Annotated in this window: 14 protein-coding genes and 1 pseudogene; all 15 read right to left on the bottom strand. The window is 65.6% G+C overall.

Translation table 11 applies throughout. The features are described 5' to 3' along the window. Positions 1-162 precede the first annotated feature (162 nt). The 15 genes and pseudogenes from ACF3NP_RS03440 to thrS all read right to left on the bottom strand — a co-directional run bounded on the left by ACF3NP_RS03440 (position 163) and on the right by thrS (position 16908). Positions 163-2439: a RelA/SpoT family protein gene (locus ACF3NP_RS03440; RefSeq protein ID WP_181888529.1), complete on the bottom strand. Its 2277-nt coding sequence runs from the start codon at positions 2437-2439 to the stop codon at positions 163-165. A gap of 47 nt (positions 2440-2486) precedes the next feature. Further along, a complete protein-coding gene (locus ACF3NP_RS03435) occupies positions 2487-3062 on the bottom strand; it encodes an adenine phosphoribosyltransferase (RefSeq protein ID WP_181888530.1) in 576 nt (191 codons plus the stop codon). A gap of 16 nt (positions 3063-3078) precedes the next feature. Beyond that, positions 3079-4701, bottom strand: a complete 1623-nt coding sequence (locus ACF3NP_RS03430; protein WP_181888531.1) for an ABC transporter substrate-binding protein — start codon at positions 4699-4701, stop codon at positions 3079-3081. 14 nt (positions 4702-4715) lie between these two features. Further along, positions 4716-5906, bottom strand: a complete 1191-nt coding sequence (gene secF / locus ACF3NP_RS03425) for a protein translocase subunit SecF (RefSeq protein ID WP_181888532.1) — start codon at positions 5904-5906, stop codon at positions 4716-4718. Between the two features lie 2 nt (positions 5907-5908). Beyond that, on the bottom strand, positions 5909-7834 hold the full coding sequence (gene secD, locus ACF3NP_RS03420) for a protein translocase subunit SecD (protein ID WP_338026580.1): 1926 nt from the start codon (positions 7832-7834) through the stop codon (positions 5909-5911). A gap of 157 nt (positions 7835-7991) precedes the next feature. Then, the gene (gene ruvB, locus ACF3NP_RS03415) at positions 7992-9068 is read right to left on the bottom strand and encodes a Holliday junction branch migration DNA helicase RuvB (RefSeq protein ID WP_181888534.1); all 1077 of its coding nucleotides are present in this window, start codon (positions 9066-9068) and stop codon (positions 7992-7994) included. 10 nt (positions 9069-9078) lie between these two features. Next, the gene (gene ruvA / locus ACF3NP_RS03410) at positions 9079-9693 is read right to left on the bottom strand and encodes a Holliday junction branch migration protein RuvA (protein WP_181888535.1); all 615 of its coding nucleotides are present in this window, start codon (positions 9691-9693) and stop codon (positions 9079-9081) included. Next, positions 9690-10223, bottom strand: coding sequence for a crossover junction endodeoxyribonuclease RuvC (ruvC, locus tag ACF3NP_RS03405; protein WP_181888536.1), 534 nt, complete (start codon positions 10221-10223; stop codon positions 9690-9692). Before ruvC ends, ruvA begins: the two co-directional genes overlap by 4 nt. 101 nt (positions 10224-10324) lie before the next feature. Further along, positions 10325-11077 carry a YebC/PmpR family DNA-binding transcriptional regulator gene (locus ACF3NP_RS03400; protein WP_181888537.1) on the bottom strand — a complete coding sequence of 251 codons (753 nt, stop codon included), beginning with the start codon at positions 11075-11077 and terminating at the stop codon, positions 10325-10327. A gap of 66 nt (positions 11078-11143) precedes the next feature. Beyond that, complete coding sequence (locus ACF3NP_RS03395; protein ID WP_181888538.1) at positions 11144-11599, bottom strand: hypothetical protein; 456 nt, start codon at positions 11597-11599, stop codon at positions 11144-11146. Further along, positions 11596-12684 carry a glycosyltransferase gene (locus ACF3NP_RS03390; RefSeq protein ID WP_181889592.1) on the bottom strand — a complete coding sequence of 363 codons (1089 nt, stop codon included), beginning with the start codon at positions 12682-12684 and terminating at the stop codon, positions 11596-11598. The genes ACF3NP_RS03395 and ACF3NP_RS03390 overlap by 4 nt, the downstream gene beginning before the upstream one ends. A gap of 5 nt (positions 12685-12689) precedes the next feature. Then, positions 12690-13633, bottom strand: a pseudogene (locus tag ACF3NP_RS03385) (phosphatidylinositol mannoside acyltransferase). After that, the gene (gene pgsA / locus ACF3NP_RS03380; RefSeq protein WP_181888540.1) at positions 13634-14269 is read right to left on the bottom strand and encodes a phosphatidylinositol phosphate synthase; all 636 of its coding nucleotides are present in this window, start codon (positions 14267-14269) and stop codon (positions 13634-13636) included. Then, positions 14262-14870, bottom strand: coding sequence for an HIT family protein (locus tag ACF3NP_RS03375; RefSeq protein ID WP_236883403.1), 609 nt, complete (start codon positions 14868-14870; stop codon positions 14262-14264). Before ACF3NP_RS03375 ends, pgsA begins: the two co-directional genes overlap by 8 nt. Next, positions 14854-16908: a threonine--tRNA ligase gene (thrS, locus tag ACF3NP_RS03370; RefSeq protein ID WP_181888541.1), complete on the bottom strand. Its 2055-nt coding sequence runs from the start codon at positions 16906-16908 to the stop codon at positions 14854-14856. The genes ACF3NP_RS03375 and thrS overlap by 17 nt, the downstream gene beginning before the upstream one ends. Positions 16909-17008: the final 100 nt, after the last annotated feature.

The raw sequence follows: 17008 nt of genomic DNA, 5'->3' as shown, positions 1-17008 counted from the left end.
ATGGTGTCCTTCCCTTTTATCCCTGATTCCTCCACTCCGCAGCGCAACTTCCCGCCACTCGCCGCTCTGCGCTGGGAAAATAACCTCGCGTCCACCAACATTTCATCTATTGGACACCTTAAGGTCGGCTCAGAGGAGGGCGTGGGCAACCGTTGGACGTCGTTAGGCAGTCACGCGATAGACGTCGAAGACTCCCTCAATGTTGCGGATCTGGTTCATGATGGAACCGAGCTGCTTGATGTCGGAGACCTCGATGGTCAAACGGATCGTGGCGATGCGGTCGTCGCCCGCCTGGGACGACATTGCCAAAATTGGCAGTTTCGCCTCCGAGAGCACCCCGGTGGTCTCGGTGAGCAGGCCGTTGCGGTCCAGCGCCTCCAGCTGGATGGTGGCTCGCGACGCGCTCTTGTGCGAGCGTTGGTTCGCCCACTCGACGTCCACCAGGCGCTCCGGCTCGTCCTTGAGCTTGTTGGCGTTCGTGCAATCCGTCCGGTGCACCGACACTCCCCCGCCGCGGGTGACAAAACCGAAGATGGCGTCGCCGGGCACCGGCTGGCAGCACTTGGCCAGCTTCGCCATCACATCCGGGCTGCCCTCCACCAGAATCGCGGGGCCGTCGCCGCTGGCCTGCGGGCGCACCAGCGCCGACATCGGGGTGCGCGCGGTGAGCGCATCGACGGCATCGTCATCGCCGCCGAACATGTCCATGAGCAGGTGCGCGACGTGCTGGGAGGAAACATTGCCAGCACCGATAGCGGTGTACAGCGCGTCCACGTCCTGGTAGTGCAGCCGCGTGGCCACCTGCCGCATCGACTCGTTGGTGAACAGGCGGTGCATGGGCAGCCCGCCGCGCTGCACTTCTGCGGCGAGCGCGTCGCGGCCTGCCTCAAGCTGTTCTTCGCGGCGCTCCTTGGCAAACCACTGGCGGATCTTCGCTTTTGCGCGCGGGGAGACAACGAAGTCCTGCCAGTCGCGCGACGGGCCCGCGTTCTGGTCCTTGGAGGTGAAAATCTCCACCCGGTCGCCGGACTTGAGCTCGGTTTCCAGCGTGACCAGCTTGCCGTTGACTTTGGCGCCGATGCAGCGGTGGCCGACCTCGGTGTGCACCGCATACGCGAAGTCCACCGGCGTGGACCCCGCAGGCAGGTCCACCACGTCGCCCTTCGGGGTGAAGGCGAAGATCTGCTGGCTGGTCAGGTCGTAGCGCAGAGAATCCAGAAACTCGTTCGGGTCCGCGGCTTCCTTCTGCCAGTCCAGCAGCTGGCGCATCCACGCCATCTGGTCCACCTCGGACTGGTCGCCCTTGTGCGAGCCCTTCGTCTCCTTGTAGCGCCAGTGCGCCGCAACACCGAACTCAGCGTTGTAGTGCATCTCGTGGGTGCGCACCTGCACCTCGAGCGGGCGGCCCGTCTGCGTCATCACAGTCGTGTGCAGCGACTGGTACACACCGAAACGCGGGTTGGAGATGTAGTCCTTGAACCGGCCCGGCATCACGGAGTACAGGGAGTGGACCACGCCGATGGCCGCGTAGCAATCGTTGACGGTGTCCACCAGCACGCGCATGCCAACCAGGTCGAAGATCTCGTTGAAGTCGTGGCCCCGCACGGACATCTTCTGGTAGATGGACCAGTAGTGCTTCGGGCGGCCCATCACCTCGGCTGTGATGCCGTTGGATGCGAGCTCGCGCTGCAGCACCTCGGTGATCTCCCGCAGCGCCCTGTCGCGCGACGGCGCATGGTCCGCAACCATGCGAACGATCTCCTCGTACTTCTTCGGCTGCAGGATGGCAAAGGCCAAGTCTTCCAGTTCCCACTTCACGCTGGCCATGCCCAAGCGGTGCGCCAGCGGGGCGATGACGTCAAGTGTTTCCTGCGCCTTCTTCGCCTGCTTCTCCGGCGGCAAAAAGCGCATCGTGCGCATGTTGTGCAGGCGGTCCGCCACCTTGATCACCAGCACGCGCGGATCTTCCGCCATAGCAACGATCATCTTGCGGATCGTCTCCGCCTCCGCCGCCGCACCGAGGGCGACCTTGTCCAGCTTGGTTACGCCGTTGACCAGCTTGGCTACCTCGGGCCCGAAGTCGCGGGTGAGGTCGTCCAACGAGTAATCGGTGTCCTCCACCGTGTCGTGTAAAAGCGCCGCCACCAGCGTGGTGGTGTCCATGCCAATTTCGGCACAGATGGTCGCAACCGCCAGCGGGTGCGTGATGTACGGATCGCCCGACTTGCGGAACACGCCCTCGTGCAGGCGCTCCGCGGTGGAGTAGGCGCGGTCGAGCAGCTCCGCGTCCGCCTTCGGGTGGAACTTGCGGTGAAGCGACAGCAGCGGGTCCAGCACTGGGTTTGTCTTGGAGCGGCTGTTGCCCGTCAACGAGCGCGCTAGCCGGGCAGACATGCTGCGCACGGAGGGGCCTGTCCTCTTCACCGGCTTGTCAGTCATTCCCAGCCTCCGATTCCAGAACTACTCCAGCGACTAAAAGCGTAATCCTACGCCTTCTCGGGGTGCTCTTCGCCGAGGACCACCAGCGGAGCGTCGCCAAGCTTGCTGCGCCCGCCGAGGCCCGCCACCTCAAGAACGACCACATAGCCTGCGACGGTGCCTCCGGCGCGCTCGATCAGGTCGCGGGCGGCGACGAGGGTGCCGCCGGTGGCCAGCACGTCGTCCACAAGCACGATGCTCTTGCCGCTGATGTCCACGCCGTCCGCCGGAATCTCCAGTGCGGCCGAGCTGTATTCGGTGGTGTACTCCTGCGTGATCACCGGCGGCGGCAGCTTGCCCTTCTTGCGGATGGCCAAGATGCCGGTGCCGAGCTCATACGCCACAGCAGAGCCGAGCAGGAACCCGCGCGCGTCCAAACCGCCGACGAGGTCCGCGCCAAGCTTGCGGCTGGCGGTGGCCATTTCCGCGATGACGATGTTCAGCGCCGCCGGGTCCGCGAGCACCGGTGTGAGGTCTTCGAACAGGACTCCCTCTTCCGGGAAGTCCTGCACCTGGCGGATCTTGTCCTTCAGCGCGTCTCGGGCGGTGGCGTAGCGGTTGCCGTCGATAGGTGTGGGGGCCATTGGTTGAATTCTCCTGTTAGTTTTCGGCCGGGGTTGTCTCTGAATTCAGCTGCCACCGGTCCATGTTCCAGCCGATGCCGGCAAGACCCGTGTACGGCACCACGTTACGCACTGCACCGTCCACCGCGAAGGTGCGGGGCTGTGCGGCCAGCGGAATGGACGGCAGCTGCTTCCATAGGTGACCTTCCTGCGCGCGCAGGGCGCCGAGTTCCTGGGCGCGGTTGTTCGCGGACGGGAACTCCCGCATCGGGTCCGTGGCGTGCAAGATCACATCGGCGGCACCGTCGGTCCAGGTCTCGGTGCCCCATTCGTCGTACTCCGCCCGAGGCAAGTCCGCAAGCGTTTTACCGCCCTCGGTCACGTCAGTGACCGTGATACCGGCGGGCTCGCAGGTGCGGCGGATGGACTCCACCATGGCGGCGAACCGCGCATCCGGGTAGGGGTAGCCGATGCGAATCTCTGTGCCCGAAAGCGCAGACGCGGCTTCGATGTCCACGTCGAGATTGGGGGCTGCGACGTCGTTGAGGCGCGCCGCCAGTGGGTCAGCGTGCTGCAGCACGTGCAGCGGTGCGACGGGCACGTCGAGGCCGGCGACACCGCTGGATGCCTTAGCGACGGCACGCGGGTCCACGCACTTGGCAAACGCCTGGCGGTTCTCGGGGATCGCCCACATGCCGATCTCCGGGAACGTCAACGCCTCAGTCAGCTCGCCGATCTGGGTGTCAACGCTGAGCCGGTTGCCTTCGGCGTTGACGTTGTGCCATGCCGGGGAGGTCTCGCGCAGATCGCCGATGCGCAGCGCCTCGTCCGCCGCCAGTTCTCCGGAGTCAGCGGACCCGGGCCAGACAACCATTTCTGAAGTCTGCGGCGCGTCGCCGTAATAGTGCTCGTTAGCGACTAGCGTCACCTCACCGCGCTCTCCTACCTCAGCGATCTTGAAGGGGCCGAAGGACACCTGCAGATCGGGGTCGAACTCGGAGAGGCTGAAGCCGTGGCGCCACACATTGGCAATTGGTTTGAGCAGGGAGAAATCGCCAGACTGCAAGTCGTGGTCCAGCTCCTCAACGCTCTTGTCCAGCTTCGCGGCCACGGCGTGGGCTGGCAGCACCGTGCCGGCGTCGAACAATCCGCGCCAGCGTGCGCCCCGCTTCTCTTTGAACGTCAAAGTGAATTCTTTGGCGCCTGGGGTGCACGACAGCGCTTCCGTGTCGTCGAAAAGCGGCATGTGCGATCCGAACATGCCCGGATAATGCCCGGCTGTGAACGTGAGCAAGTAGTCGGAACAAGTCACCGGCGTGCCGTCGGAAAAGACCGCGGCGTCGGACAAGGTGTAGATCACCTTGCGCTGATCGCTCGGCAGCACCTGGGTGGTGACCAAATCCGTGTTCGGGATCATCTGCCCGCTCGGGCCCGGCACGTACACACCCGGGTACAAACGACCAGATAGCACCTCAGCCATGTCGGTGGCGCCCTCGAGCGTGCCGGCATTTGTGGTGCGCAGTTCACCGAGCACCTGGTAGCCGAACAGCTTCTTCGACTGGTTGTCGTCGTTGTCTGCCGTGCCGCACCCTGCGAGCGAGGCATAACCGATCGCCGCGGCGGCAACCGCGGCTAGTCCCCGTATGAAACGTCCTGCCATGTGCGTGCCGCCGTCTACCGCCCGGGACGCCAGGTTGCGGATCCGGCGGTACCGTCAGTTGCGGCGTCGGTGCGCCGCACTGGCGTGGCCACCTGGCGCTTCTCGTGGGCGACCTCCTCGGTCGTCGCTTCCTCCAACTCGCTGGTTCCGCGGGCGCGGTAGCGCTCCACTGCGGCGTTGTGCTCCTTGTACTTCTTCTTCCGGTTCACCAGGCTCACCAGCAGCGGCGTAGCCAGGAACAGCGAGGAGAAGATGCCCTCGATCACGCCGATGAGCTGGATCAGCGCCAGGTCCTTCAGCGTGCCCACGCCAAGCATCCACACCGCCACGACCATCAGCGCCACGATCGGCAGCGCCGAGATCACGGAGGTGGAGATGGAACGCATCACCGTCTGGTTCACGGCCAGGTTTGCCTCTTCGGCGTAGGTGGAGCGCCGCGAATCTAGCACGCCCGAGGTGTTCTCGCGCACCTTGTCAAACACGATGACGGTGTCGTACAGGGAGAAGGTCAGCACCGTGAGCAGGCCGATGATCATCGCCGGCGTGACTTCTAGGCCGAACAGGGCGTAGAAGCCGGCGATCAGGACACCGTCCACGACGAGCGCGGCCATGGCGGCGGCCGCCATTTCACGCTGCAGGCGGACAGCCACGTACACGGCAGCGGCGACCATGAACACCGCCATCGCCAGCAGCATGCGGTTCGTAATGGTTGAACCCCAAGACTCCGACACCGTGGAGTCGCCGATGGCGTCGGCGCTGGGCTCGCCGGTGTGGTCTTCAACCTGGTACTCGTCGAAGATTGCCTGGCGTGCGGCGTCGATCTGTTCCTGGCTGAGGTGCTCGGAGTTGATCTCCAGGGTGCGTGTGTCGCCGGCGCCCACGATCTGGGTCAGTTCCGGAGTTACGCCAGTGGCGTCGACGAAGGTCTCCTCCACTTGCTCGGCGACGAGGTCGCCGGCCGGCATGGTCATCTTGGTGCCGCCTTCGAAATCGATGCCCATGTTGAATCCACGCAGCAGCATTGCCAGCAGCGAAATCACCACAAGCACGAACGTGATGCCGTACCAGAGCTTGCGGCGTCCCACGAAGTCGATGGCGCCGGAGCCGTCGTAGAGCGTCTCCGCGGAGCGCTTCGCCTTCACGGGGGCGGCGGTGCCCGCCGCGTCAGTGGAGGTGTGTGTCGATGTTGCCTTGGTGCTCGACATGTCTAGATCTCCTCATTCGTTGCGGCCGGTTCGAGCTCATGCTTTTCGACGCCATCCTGCTCCCCGACGCCACGGGTTTCCGCACGCCGTGCTTCTGCAGTCTTGAACGCCTTGCCCATGCCGTTGACGGACGGCTTGGACCAGAACTTGCTGCGCGACGCGATGATCAGCAGCGGCGCGGTGACAAGGAAGGTCACAACCAGGTCGAAGACGGTGGTCAGGCCCATGGTGAAGGCGAAGCCCTTCACGTCGCCGACAGCCAGGAAGTAGATGATGACCGCGGCGATCAATGTGACCATGTTGCCGGTGACGACCGTGTCCTTCGCGCGCTGCCAACCGGATGCGGAGGCGGAGCGGAACGTCTTGCCCTTGCGCACCTCATCCTTAATGCGCTCGTAGATGACGATGAACGAGTCGGCGGTTGCGCCGATGCCGATGACAAGGCCGGCGATGCCGGACAGGTCCAGCGAGTAGCCGATCCAGCGGCCCAGCAGCACCAGCGTGCCGTAGACGAGCGCGCCTGAGGCAACCAGCGAGGCCAGGGAGATCAGGCCGTAGAGGCGGTAGTAGGCGAAGACGAACAGCGCCACCAGGATCAGGCCCACCAGGCCGGAGTACAGACCGGCCTTCAGGGATGCCTGGCCAAGTGACGGCGGCACGGACAGTGCGGTGCCGCCCGGCTCGCCGTTTTCACCGGCGAAGGACAGCGGTAGCGCGCCGTAGCGCAGGTTGTTGGCAAGGCTTTCAGCCTCTTCCTGAGTGAAGTTGCCGGTGATGGACGTTGCGTTGCCGACCGGGGTCGCGCCCTGGATCACCGGCGCGGAAATCACCTGGGAGTCCAGAGTGATGGCGATCTGCTTCTGCAGCATCTCGCTGGTCAGGCGTGCCCACGTCTCGGAACCGTTGGGCTCGCCCGCCTGGCTGAAGGCGAAGCTGATTTCCATTTGGCTGGACTGCGGGTTGAAGCCGCCGGTGATCGCGCGGTTGGTGTCGATCTGCTCGCCGGTCAGGCGCGGTCCGTCTGGATCGGTGACACCGTCGAGCAAGGGAACCTCGTCGAGAAGCAGCGCCTGGCCCGAAGTCGGGTCACAGGAAACGAGCGGAAGGTCCGCCTTGTCGGAACCGGCGAGCGGGTCGGTGATCTGGCCCATGCAGCGCGCGGACATGAGCGTCAGGGCCGCGAACTGCTCCGTCGGATCAGTGGACTGGCGGGTGCGGCGCAGCATGTCCGTCGTTTCCTGGCGGCGCTCCGCCGCCTCCACCGGGCCGTCCGGCTCCGGCAGCGGCTCGGCGCTCAGCTGCGGGACGTCCTTCGGCGCGGCAGGCTCTTCCTCTTCCTTCGGCGCGGCGTCCTTGCCCTCGCCGTTTGGATCCTGCGGATTTTCGGCAGCCTTTTCGTTCTCCTTCTCCGCCGCCTCCTTGCGGGCCGCGATCTGGGTGAGCACTGCCTGGCCCTCTTGCGGGGTGAAAATGCCGTACTCGACCCACTCGTTGGTCATGTCCAGGATGACATCGTCGACCTTTGTGCTGTCCGCCGCCGGCGGGTCGAGCACCGGACGGAAGAACAGCTGGGAAGTCTGGCCGATGTTGCGGATCTCAGCGGTGTCGTCGCCGGCTGCCTCGATGACAATCGTGTTGCCGTCCACGACCACGGACGCGCCGGAGACACCCATGCCGTTGACACGGTTTTCAAGGATCTTGCGGGCGTCCTGCAACTGCTCGTTGGTCGGTTCCTCGCCCTGCGGGACTAGGGTCACGCGCGTGCCGCCCTGCAGGTCGATGCCGAGCTTCGGCTCAGCGGATTTGCTTCCGGTGAAAAAGACTAGGGCGTAGACGCCGATGACAATGAGGGCGAAAAGCGCGAGTAGCCGGGCAGGCCAGCGCTTCTTCCCCTTCACTTCGCGGGACCGCCGAGTGCTGTTGGACACTGAGCTGACTCCTCTGCTTTCCGAGCTCCAATTTTTCTCCTCCACCTGGCCCCAAAACACCCATGAAGCGGCATGAGTGAACAGCGTGCCGGTGAAGACACAACGGAACATGCTACGGCATAGCCCCGCAAAACCAGCAGTCCGGTCCGTGTCAGCCTTAATAGAGCGACATTTGGCCCGGTGCGTCCGGCGGCGCCTGCAGCCCCAGGTGCTCCCACGCCGCCGCCGTGGCCACCCGCCCACGCCCGGTGCGCGACATCAGGCCGGCGCGCACGAGGTAGGGCTCGCACACCTCTTCAATAGTGCCCGGCTCCTCACCGACCGCGATGGCGAGCGTGCCCACTCCCACCGGTCCCCCGCCGTGGCCGCGGATCAGCGCGTCCAGCACCGCCCTATCCAGCCGGTCAAGGCCGAGCTCGTCCACGTCGAACACGCTCAGCGCCGAGCGCGCGGCACCAAGGTCGACGTGTCCGTCGCCGTGCACATCCGCGAAATCGCGCACGCGCCGCAGCAGGCGGTTAGCGATGCGCGGCGTGCCGCGGGAGCGCGAGGCAATCTCCACCGCGGCGTCGGTGTCAATGCCGACCCCCAAGATTTGCGCGGCGCGGCTGACCACCTTGGTCAGGTCCTCCACGTCGTAGAACTCCATTTGCGCGGTAAAGCCGAAGCGGTCACGCAAAGGACCGGTGAGCATGCCGGCGCGGGTGGTGGCGCCGACGAGGGTAAACGGCGGAATCTCCAGCGGGATCGACGTCGCACCGGGGCCTTTGCCGACGATGACGTCGATGCGGAAATCCTCCATCGCCATGTAGAGCATTTCCTCAGCCGGGCGGGCGATGCGGTGGATTTCGTCGATGAAAAGCACGTCGCCTTCCATCAGATTGGACAGCATTGCCGCGAGGTCACCCGCGCGCTCGAGGGCCGGGCCAGATGTCATCCGCAGGGAGGTGCCCAGCTCTTGCGCGACGATCATGGCCATGGTCGTCTTGCCCAGGCCGGGCGGGCCGGACAGCAGAATGTGGTCCGGGGTCACACCGCGGCTTCGCGCGCCCGCGAGCACGAGGTTGAGCTGCTCGCGCACCTTCGGCTGGCCGATAAATTCGTTGATCGACTTTGGGCGCAGCGAACGCTCAATGTCGTGCTCGTCTGCTTGCGCATGCGCGTCTACTGGCGACGGCGGCTTCGCCGCGAACCCGTCCGGCAGTTCAAACTCTGTCTTCTCCACGTCGGACACGGCTGCCTCCCTACTTCTTGCCCAGCTGGCTCAGCGCCTGGCGCAGCAACGCGGACGCGTCTTCGTCCGGGTTCTCCTGCACCAGCGCATCCACCACCGGCCTTGCCGATCGCTCCTGGAAGCCCAGCCCGACGAGAGCCTCGACCACCTGCTCGGAGACCAGCGAAGTGCCCTTTGCGGCAGTGGCGGGTCCGCCGGCAGCTGCAGCGTCGCCCGCCGGCACGAAAGCCTCCACCTTGTCCTTGAGCTCTAGGGCAATGCGCTCCGCCATCTTCTTGCCCACACCGGGGATGGATTGAATCGCCTTCACGTCCCCGGACGCGATATGGGAGGACAACTCCCCCGGTTCGAAGACAGAAAGGGCGGCAAGTGCGAGCTTGGGGCCCAGCCCGGAGACGGTCTGCAGCTTGTGGAACATCTCGCGGGTGTCCGTGTCACCGAAGCCGTAGAGGGTCACGCCGTCGTCCTTGACCACCATGGACGTCATCACCCGGCATGTCTCGCCCCGGGTGAGACGTCCGAGCGTCTGGGGTGCGGCCAAGAAGCGGTAGCCCACGCCGGAGCACTCGATCACTGCGTGGTCGAGCCCGATGGTGAGCACTTCGCCGTTGAGAGAATCAATCATTGGTTCGCCGCTTTCATGGTCAACTGGTTGGTTCGTGCGATCAAGGGGGCGCGCCAGCAATGACACACCGCGATGGCCAGCGCGTCTGCCGCATCCGCGGGTTTCGGCGCCTCGGACAGTCCGAGAATGCGGGTGATCATCGCAGTCATCTGCTTCTTGTCCGCCCTGCCGTTGCCGGAGATGGCTTTCTTTACCTCGGACGGGGTGTACATGTGCACCGGGATCCCGCGCTCCGCGGCGGCGAGCACCATCACGCCCACAGCGTGGGCGGTGTGCATGACCGTGGAGACGTTCCCCCGCTCGAAAATGCGCTCCATGGCGATGACGTCTGGCTGGTAGTCGTCGATCCACTCGCCTACGGCGCGGGAGAGGCGCAAAAGACGCTCCGCGAGTTCCGCGGTAGACGGGGTGCGCACGACGCCGACGGCGACGGGGATGATTTGGCGGCCACGTCCCGCCTGCACCACGGAAAGACCGCACCGCGTCAAGCCAGGGTCGATGCCCATGACCCGCAGACCCTCCAGCGACATTGCCTCTCCTTTCCGCACATGTGACACATATGTTCTACCACAGTAGACACAGCAAACGCCCGCGCCACAGTCAGCGGCACGGGCGTTTACGCGAATCGGATCTAGTCCTCGAGCTGCGCGGCCACTTCGTCGGAGATGCTCATGTTGGTGTAGACATTTTGCACATCGTCGGAGTCTTCGAGGGCGTCGATGATGCGCATCATCTTCTTCGCGCTCTCAGCGTCAACCTCGACCTCAACGTCGGCACGGAACTCCTGCCCGGCGTCTTCGATCTCAATGCCCTCGCCGCCGAGCGCCTCGCGCACCGCCGGCAGGTCGGTCGGCTTGCAGGTGATCTCGAATTCATCGCCGAGGTCGTTGACTTCCTCAGCTCCGGCGTCGAGCACCGCCATGAGCACGTCGTCCTCGCTGAGCTCACCCTTCTGGATGGTCACCACACCAGTGCGCTCGAACATGTAGCCGACAGAACCGGACTCGCCCAGGTTGCCGCCGTTCTTGGTCATAGCGGTGCGCACCTCGGTGGCCGCGCGGTTGCGGTTGTCCGTCAGGCACTCGATGAGCACGGCGACGCCGTTGACGCCGTACCCCTCGTACATCACGGTCTCCCAGTTCGCGCCGCCGGCTTCCTCACCGGAGCCGCGCTTGCGGGCGCGCTCGATGTTGTCGCCCGGCACCGAGGCCTTCTTGGCCTTGCGGATCATGTCGTCCAAGGTGGGGTTCGCGGCCGGGTCGCCGCCGCCGGTTCGTGCTGCGACCTCGATGTCCTTAATCATCTTCGCCCACAACTTCGACCGCTTCGCGTCGTTTGCGGCCTTCTTGTGCTTCGTGGTTGCCCACTTTGAGTGGCCCGACATAACGCACCCCTTTTCCTCGGTTGACGTGTAACAGACGGTATTATACGCACCGCCTCAATCAAGCTCTTACCGGTCACCTCGCGCAAACTGTGGCAATGCCGCCGTGCCTCCGAGGCGGAAGATGCTTACCGACGGCCGAAGGCGCAGCGCACGCGTATCCGCCACAGCGTCGTCGTAGAACCGCGTCGCCAGCTCAACCCGGATGTCCGCGTCACTGAGCGCGCCCGGCGCCTCCTTGCCTGCGATCCGCTCGGCCACCTGGGCCGAGAGTTGCTCCTCCTGCGTAAGACGTGTGTGTATGTCCTGCGGTGTCATCCTGACGTGCTCCGCATCTTCCGCGGCGGAACGAAGCTCGGGGTAGATGGCAGCGATGACAGCGCAGCGCCGGTCCAGCGCCGCCTGCAAGGCGTCGCGCGAACGGTCGAGCCGGATGTGCAGCCGGTTGAGCCGCTGCGCCGTGTTGTAGGCCCACGCAGCCAGCAGCGTCACCACCACCGCCACGGCGATCCACACCAAAGTCATAGCCACCCTTCCACCCCGACCTTCTCCCCGATCGACACAACCTCGTACACCGCCAGCACCTGACGTGCCACAACCGACCAGTCGAAGTCTTCGGCCCGCTTCACGCCGCGGGCGGCGAGGTCAGCGCGGAGCGGGGCGTCGTCGATAAGCAACTGCAACTGCTGCGCGAGCGCCGACACATCGCTGGGAGGAAACAACACCCCCGAACCCTCGCCGCAGACCGCGGCGAACGCCGGAATGTCGCTGGCCACGACGGCGCAGCCGGCGGCCATCGCCTCCACGAGCACGATCCCGAAGGATTCACCGCCGAGGTTCGGCGCGACGAAGATGTCGGCGCGACCGAGGATCTTAGCCTTCTCCGCCTCGGGGACCAGGCCCGTAAATTCGACGCCCTCGACCTCGCGGGGCGCGCCAGCTCCAATAACCGTGACCCGGGGCTTTTGCGGAAGCTGGTCCACAGCCTGCAAAAACACCTCCAGGCCCTTGCGGGGCTCGTCCAATCGCCCCAGGAAGACCACTTCTGGCCTTGCCTGGTTTCCCGAAGCGCGCCGCGCCTTTTTAAACCGGGCGGTGTCCACGCCGTTGGGGATGATCACGGGGTCGGTGCCCACCTGCTGCGACTGCCAGCGCCACGCCTCCTCGCTGACCGCAATACCGGCTCGGATCTTTTCCAGACTGCCGCGCAGCGCGGGCAACGCAAGTTTGAGTGCGTACGAGGAATCCGCCGAGGCGTGGTACGTGGCCACGATCGGGCCGGTGGCCATGCGCAGCGCGGCCATGGAGTAGCTCGGCGAGTTCGGCTCATGCACGTGCAGGATGTCGAAGTTTCCGCGCTCGACGAACTGGCGCGTGGTGCGGCGCACCTGAGGGCCGAAGGACAGCCGCGCGACCGAGCCGTTGTAGCGCACCGGCACGGCGATACCGCCGCGGGTCACCCACTCCGGAAGGTCGACGCTGTCGGAGGCCGGTCCGAGTACCTCGGTGTGGTGGCCCATTGTGCGCAGCTGGGCGGCAAGGTCAAGCACGTGGGCTTGAACGCCGCCCGGCACGTTGAAGGAATACGGGCACACCAGACCAATCCGCACCTCGGCTACCTCCTCCGTTTGGGATGCTCGCGCGACCGCCGCTCCAGCTCCCTGCGACGGCTCGGCTGCGGCCTGTCTGAGGGCCATAACGGCTGCAGCATATGCCAGTCCGTCGGATGGGCGGCGATGTTTTCTGCAAACTGGTCGGCCACCCGCTGCGCCGTGTCCTCGAGCGTTGCCGCCTCCACCGGGGCGGAGATACTGAAGCCCCAGCCGGGATTGCGCCACGTGCCCGTGAACCAGGAGTGGGCCACAAGCAGCGTCGCGCCGGTGTCCCGCGCTAGCTTGGCCGGGCCCGCCGGAAAAGTCGTTTCCTCGCCGAAGAACGTCACCGGCACCCCGTGGCGCGAGAAGTCCCGCTCCCCCAGCAGGCACACGATCCCGCCGTCTAACAGCACTTCCTTCAGCCGCTCGAACGGGGCTGCTCGCCCCCTGTCAGCGGCACCACCTCGAAGCCGAGCGACTCCCGGAACTTAACGAAGGCGTCAAACAGCGCTTCGGGCTCGAGCCGTTCGGCGACGGTGGTGAACCCTCCATAGTTTTCAGCCAGCCACGTTCCCGCCATGTCCCAGTTGCCGGTGTGCGGCAGCGTGAGCACGACGCCTTTGACGCGCGCCACGGCGGCGTCGAGGTGTTCGCGGCCGACCACCCCGGCAGAAAGCGCAGCGTTCAACCCCGGGTCGCCCACCATTCGCGGCAGGCGGAAGGCCTCCAGCCAGTAGCGCGCGTAGGAGCGCGTAGCGTCGCGCACCAACTCCCGCGTGACGTTTTCCGGCCCCACCACGCGGGTGAGGTTGCGCCGCAGCATCTCCATGCCCGCGCCGTCGCCAGAGGCCCGGTCAGCGGCCCACTGCGCGGCCCGCGCGGTCAGTCGCTGCGGAAGCGCGCCGACGATTATCCAGCCGGCGATGTAGCCCGCGGCGACAATTCGCTCCCGCACGGAAGCCATTTACGCTCCCGCCGGCGGCGCAATCTTCGCGTCCGCTCCCCTGTCGCGCCCGGCGAACATCAGGCGCTGGACCACAGTGATCACGGACCCGATCAGCAGGATCCACAGCGAAACCACCACGGCGTTTGGCACGCCGAAGCCTTCTAGCGCGATGCCGCCGAGGCCCAGGATCAACCGTTCAGGGCGTTCGATCAGGCCGCCGACGATCTTCAACCCGCCGGCCTCGCCGCGCGCCTTGATGTAGCTGATCGTCTGCGAGAGCACGATGACCGCCAGGCACACCGCCACGTTGACGGGCGCGGCGTCCGCGACGTAGATCAGCCACATCGCGATCGCGCCGAACAGCGCGCCGTCGGTAAGCCTGTCGCAGCTCGCGTCTAGCGTCGCGCCGAATGCGGTGCCCCCGCCGCGCAGTCTGGCCATCGTGCCGTCGACCATGTCGAAGGCGGCGAAGAGCAGGCTGAGCACCGCCGCCCACACCAGGTGGCCGGTGGGGATGAGCACCATCGCTGTCAGCATGGTCAGCACGGTGCCCGCAACAGTTGTTGCGTTCGGCGTCAGTCCGATCTTCAGCAGCCCCTTCGCCACCGGCTCAACCACCACAGTGGCGGGTTTGCGTCCATGCACGCTAAGCATCGCGTTCACCTGCTTCCATCTCGTGGACTTCGCGCCAGCCTTCGGCAAGCAGCGCCCGTGTTTCCCGCAGCAGTTGCGGCAGCACCTTGGTGCCGCCGATGACGGTCATGAAGTTCGCGTCGCCCGCCCAGCGCGGCACCACGTGCAGGTGCAGGTGGTCGCCCACCGACCCGCCCGAGGCCTTGCCCAGGTTGAGCCCGACGTTGATCGCCTCCGGCTTAGACACTCGCTTGAGTGTTTTCACCGCATGCTTCGCAAACGCCATCAGCTCGGCTGTCTCCGCGTCGGTGAGTTCTTCCAGCTCAGCGACCTTGCGGTACGGCACCACCATCAGGTGCCCGGCGTTGTACGGGTACAGGTTGCACACCGCGTACACCGTCTCCCCGCGCGCGACGATCAGGCCGTCCTCGTCGCTCATCTCCGGGATGTCGAGGAAGGGATCGCCTGTGCTTCTCGACGATCCTTCGGCCTCCCCCGTCTCCTCCCCCGCCGGCATCTGGGTGATGTAGCTGGAGCGGTACGGTGCCCACAGACGGGCAAGTCGGTCCGGGTCGCCCACGCCGGTATCGACGTAGGTCTCCCCGTTAGTTGCCGGCTGCAACGGTGTCCTCGCTCGGTTGGTCGTTGCGCTTGGCGGTGATCCAGTCCGTGATCAGCTCGACCGCGCGATCGACCGGCACGCCGTTGATCTGGCTGCCGTCGAGGAAGCGGAAGCTCACCGCGTTCGCCTCCACGTCGCGCTCGCCGGCGAGGAGCATGAACGGCACCTTGGAGGTGGTGTGGGTGCGGATCTTCTTCTGCATGCGGTCGTCCGAGTGGTCCACCTCGGCGCGGATGCCGCGCTCGCGCAGAGCACCGATGACACCGTCGAGGTGGTCCGCAAACGCGTCGGCCACCGGAATGCCCACCACCTGGTGCGGCGCCAGCCAGGCCGGGAAAGCGCCGGCGTAGTGCTCGAGCAGCACGCCGAAGAATCGCTCGATGGAGCCGAAGAGTGCGCGGTGGATCATCACCGGGCGCTTCTTCGAGCCGTCCGAGGCGGTGTACGTCAGGTCGAAGCGCTCGGGCAGGTTGAAGTCCAGCTGCACCGTGGACATCTGCCAGGTGCGGCCGATGGCGTCGCGCGCCTGCACGGAAATCTTCGGGCCGTAGAACGCGGCGCCCGCCGGGTCCGGAACGAGCTCCAGGCCGGACTTCTTCGCCACGGATTCCAGGATGCTGGTGGAGCGCTCCCAGATCTCGTCGTCGCCGATGTACTTGTTCGGGTCCTTGGTGGAAAGCTCCAGGTAGAAGTCGTCCAGTCCGTAGTCCTGCAGCAGGGAGATGATGAACTCCAGCACGCTGGTCAGCTCTTCTTCGAGCTGCTCCTCGGTGCAGTAAATGTGGGCGTCGTCCTGCGTGAAGCCGCGGGCGCGGGTCAGGCCGTGGACCACACCGGACTTCTCGTAGCGGTAGACGGTGCCGAACTCGAACAGGCGCAGCGGCAGCTCGCGGTAAGAACGCCCGCGCGAGTCGAAGATGAGGTTGTGCATCGGGCAGTTCATCGGCTTGGTGTAGTAGTCCACCGGCTGCTTGGTCACGTTGCCGTCTTCGTCGACCTCGCCATCGAGCTTCATCGGCGGGAACATGCCGTCGGCGTACCAGTCCAGGTGGCCCGACTTCTTAAACAGGTCGCCCTTGGTCACGTGGGGGGTGTTGACAAAGGAGTAGCCGGCGGCGACGTGGCGCTCGCGCGAGTGCTGCTCCATGGTCATGCGCACGATGCCGCCGTCCGGGTGGAACACCGGCAGGCCGGAACCGACCTCGTCCGGGAAGGAGAACAGGTCCAGCTCGTTGCCCAGGCGGCGGTGGTCGCGCTTTTCCGCCTCCTCGAGCATGGTCATGTACTCTTCGAGCTTTTCCTTGGACTCCCAAGCGGTGCCGTAGACGCGCTGCAGGCCGGCGTTGTTCTGGTCGCCGCGCCAATAGGCGGCGGACGAGCGGGTCAGCGCGAACGCCGGGATGTACTTCGTGGTGGGCACGTGCGGGCCGCGGCACAGGTCGTGCCACTCCACCTCGTTCGTACGCGGGTTGACGTTGTCGTAGTGCGTCAGCTCTCCGGCGCCGACCTCGGTGGCCTCGTCGGAGTCAGGGTCGACGTTGCCCTTGTCGTTGATCAGCTCGAGCTTGTACGGCTCGTCCTTGAGGTCTTCCGCGGCCTCCTCCGCGGAGGCGTAGACGCCGCGGACGAACTTCTGGCCCTGCTTGATGATCTTCTTCATGCGCTTTTCCAGCGTCTTCAGATCGTCGGGCGTGAACGGCTCCGCAACGTCGAAGTCGTAGTAGAAGCCGTCGTTGATGGCCGGACCGATGCCCAGCTTGGTGCCGGGAAACTCGGCCTGCACGGCCTGGGCGAGCACGTGGGCGCAGGAGTGGCGGATCACGGAGCGGCCGAGCTCAGTGTTTGCCGGCACCGGTGTGAACGTCGCGGTGGCCTCGGGGACGTGCGAGAGGTCTTTCAGCTCGCCCGCTTCGTCCTGGACGCACACGACGGCGTCCTCCCCTTTGTTCGGCAGGTTCAGCTCCCGCATGGCGGCGCCGACGGCGGTGCCGGCGGGAACCTCGAACGGTGCGAACTCGACTGCTGCTTCGGTAGACATATCTGTCGTGCGCTCCTTTGCGCGTCACTGGGCTGCGTCATACCTGGACGCCGCCCATCTTCTACGTTCTCTCCCGACGGCGCAGGTGGCGCGCCGGACG

The organism is Corynebacterium lehmanniae (assembly GCF_043161975.1).
In the GTDB taxonomy this organism is placed as follows: Bacteria; Actinomycetota; Actinomycetes; order Mycobacteriales; family Mycobacteriaceae; genus Corynebacterium; species Corynebacterium lehmanniae.
Note: the sequence above shows the minus strand (reverse complement) of the source record. Positions and strands in the feature narration are given on the sequence as shown.

What these genes read in the sequence shown, in the direction of transcription:
- ACF3NP_RS03430 (WP_181888531.1), bottom strand. Translation starts at nt 4,701, where the DNA reads ATGGCAGGACGTTTCATACGGGGACTAGCCGCGGTTGCCGCCGCGGCG.
- ruvA (WP_181888535.1), bottom strand. Translation starts at nt 9,693, where the DNA reads ATGATTGATTCTCTCAACGGCGAAGTGCTCACCATCGGGCTCGACCAC.
- ruvC (WP_181888536.1), bottom strand. Translation starts at nt 10,223, where the DNA reads ATGTCGCTGGAGGGTCTGCGGGTCATGGGCATCGACCCTGGCTTGACG.
- ACF3NP_RS03435 (WP_181888530.1), bottom strand. Translation starts at nt 3,062, where the DNA reads ATGGCCCCCACACCTATCGACGGCAACCGCTACGCCACCGCCCGAGAC.
- ACF3NP_RS03400 (WP_181888537.1), bottom strand. Translation starts at nt 11,077, where the DNA reads ATGTCGGGCCACTCAAAGTGGGCAACCACGAAGCACAAGAAGGCCGCA.
- secF (WP_181888532.1), bottom strand. Translation starts at nt 5,906, where the DNA reads ATGTCGAGCACCAAGGCAACATCGACACACACCTCCACTGACGCGGCG.
- ACF3NP_RS03395 (WP_181888538.1), bottom strand. Translation starts at nt 11,599, where the DNA reads ATGACTTTGGTGTGGATCGCCGTGGCGGTGGTGGTGACGCTGCTGGCT.
- pgsA (WP_181888540.1), bottom strand. Translation starts at nt 14,269, where the DNA reads ATGCTTAGCGTGCATGGACGCAAACCCGCCACTGTGGTGGTTGAGCCG.
- ACF3NP_RS03440 (WP_181888529.1), bottom strand. Translation starts at nt 2,439, where the DNA reads ATGACTGACAAGCCGGTGAAGAGGACAGGCCCCTCCGTGCGCAGCATG.
- thrS (WP_181888541.1), bottom strand. Translation starts at nt 16,908, where the DNA reads ATGTCTACCGAAGCAGCAGTCGAGTTCGCACCGTTCGAGGTTCCCGCC.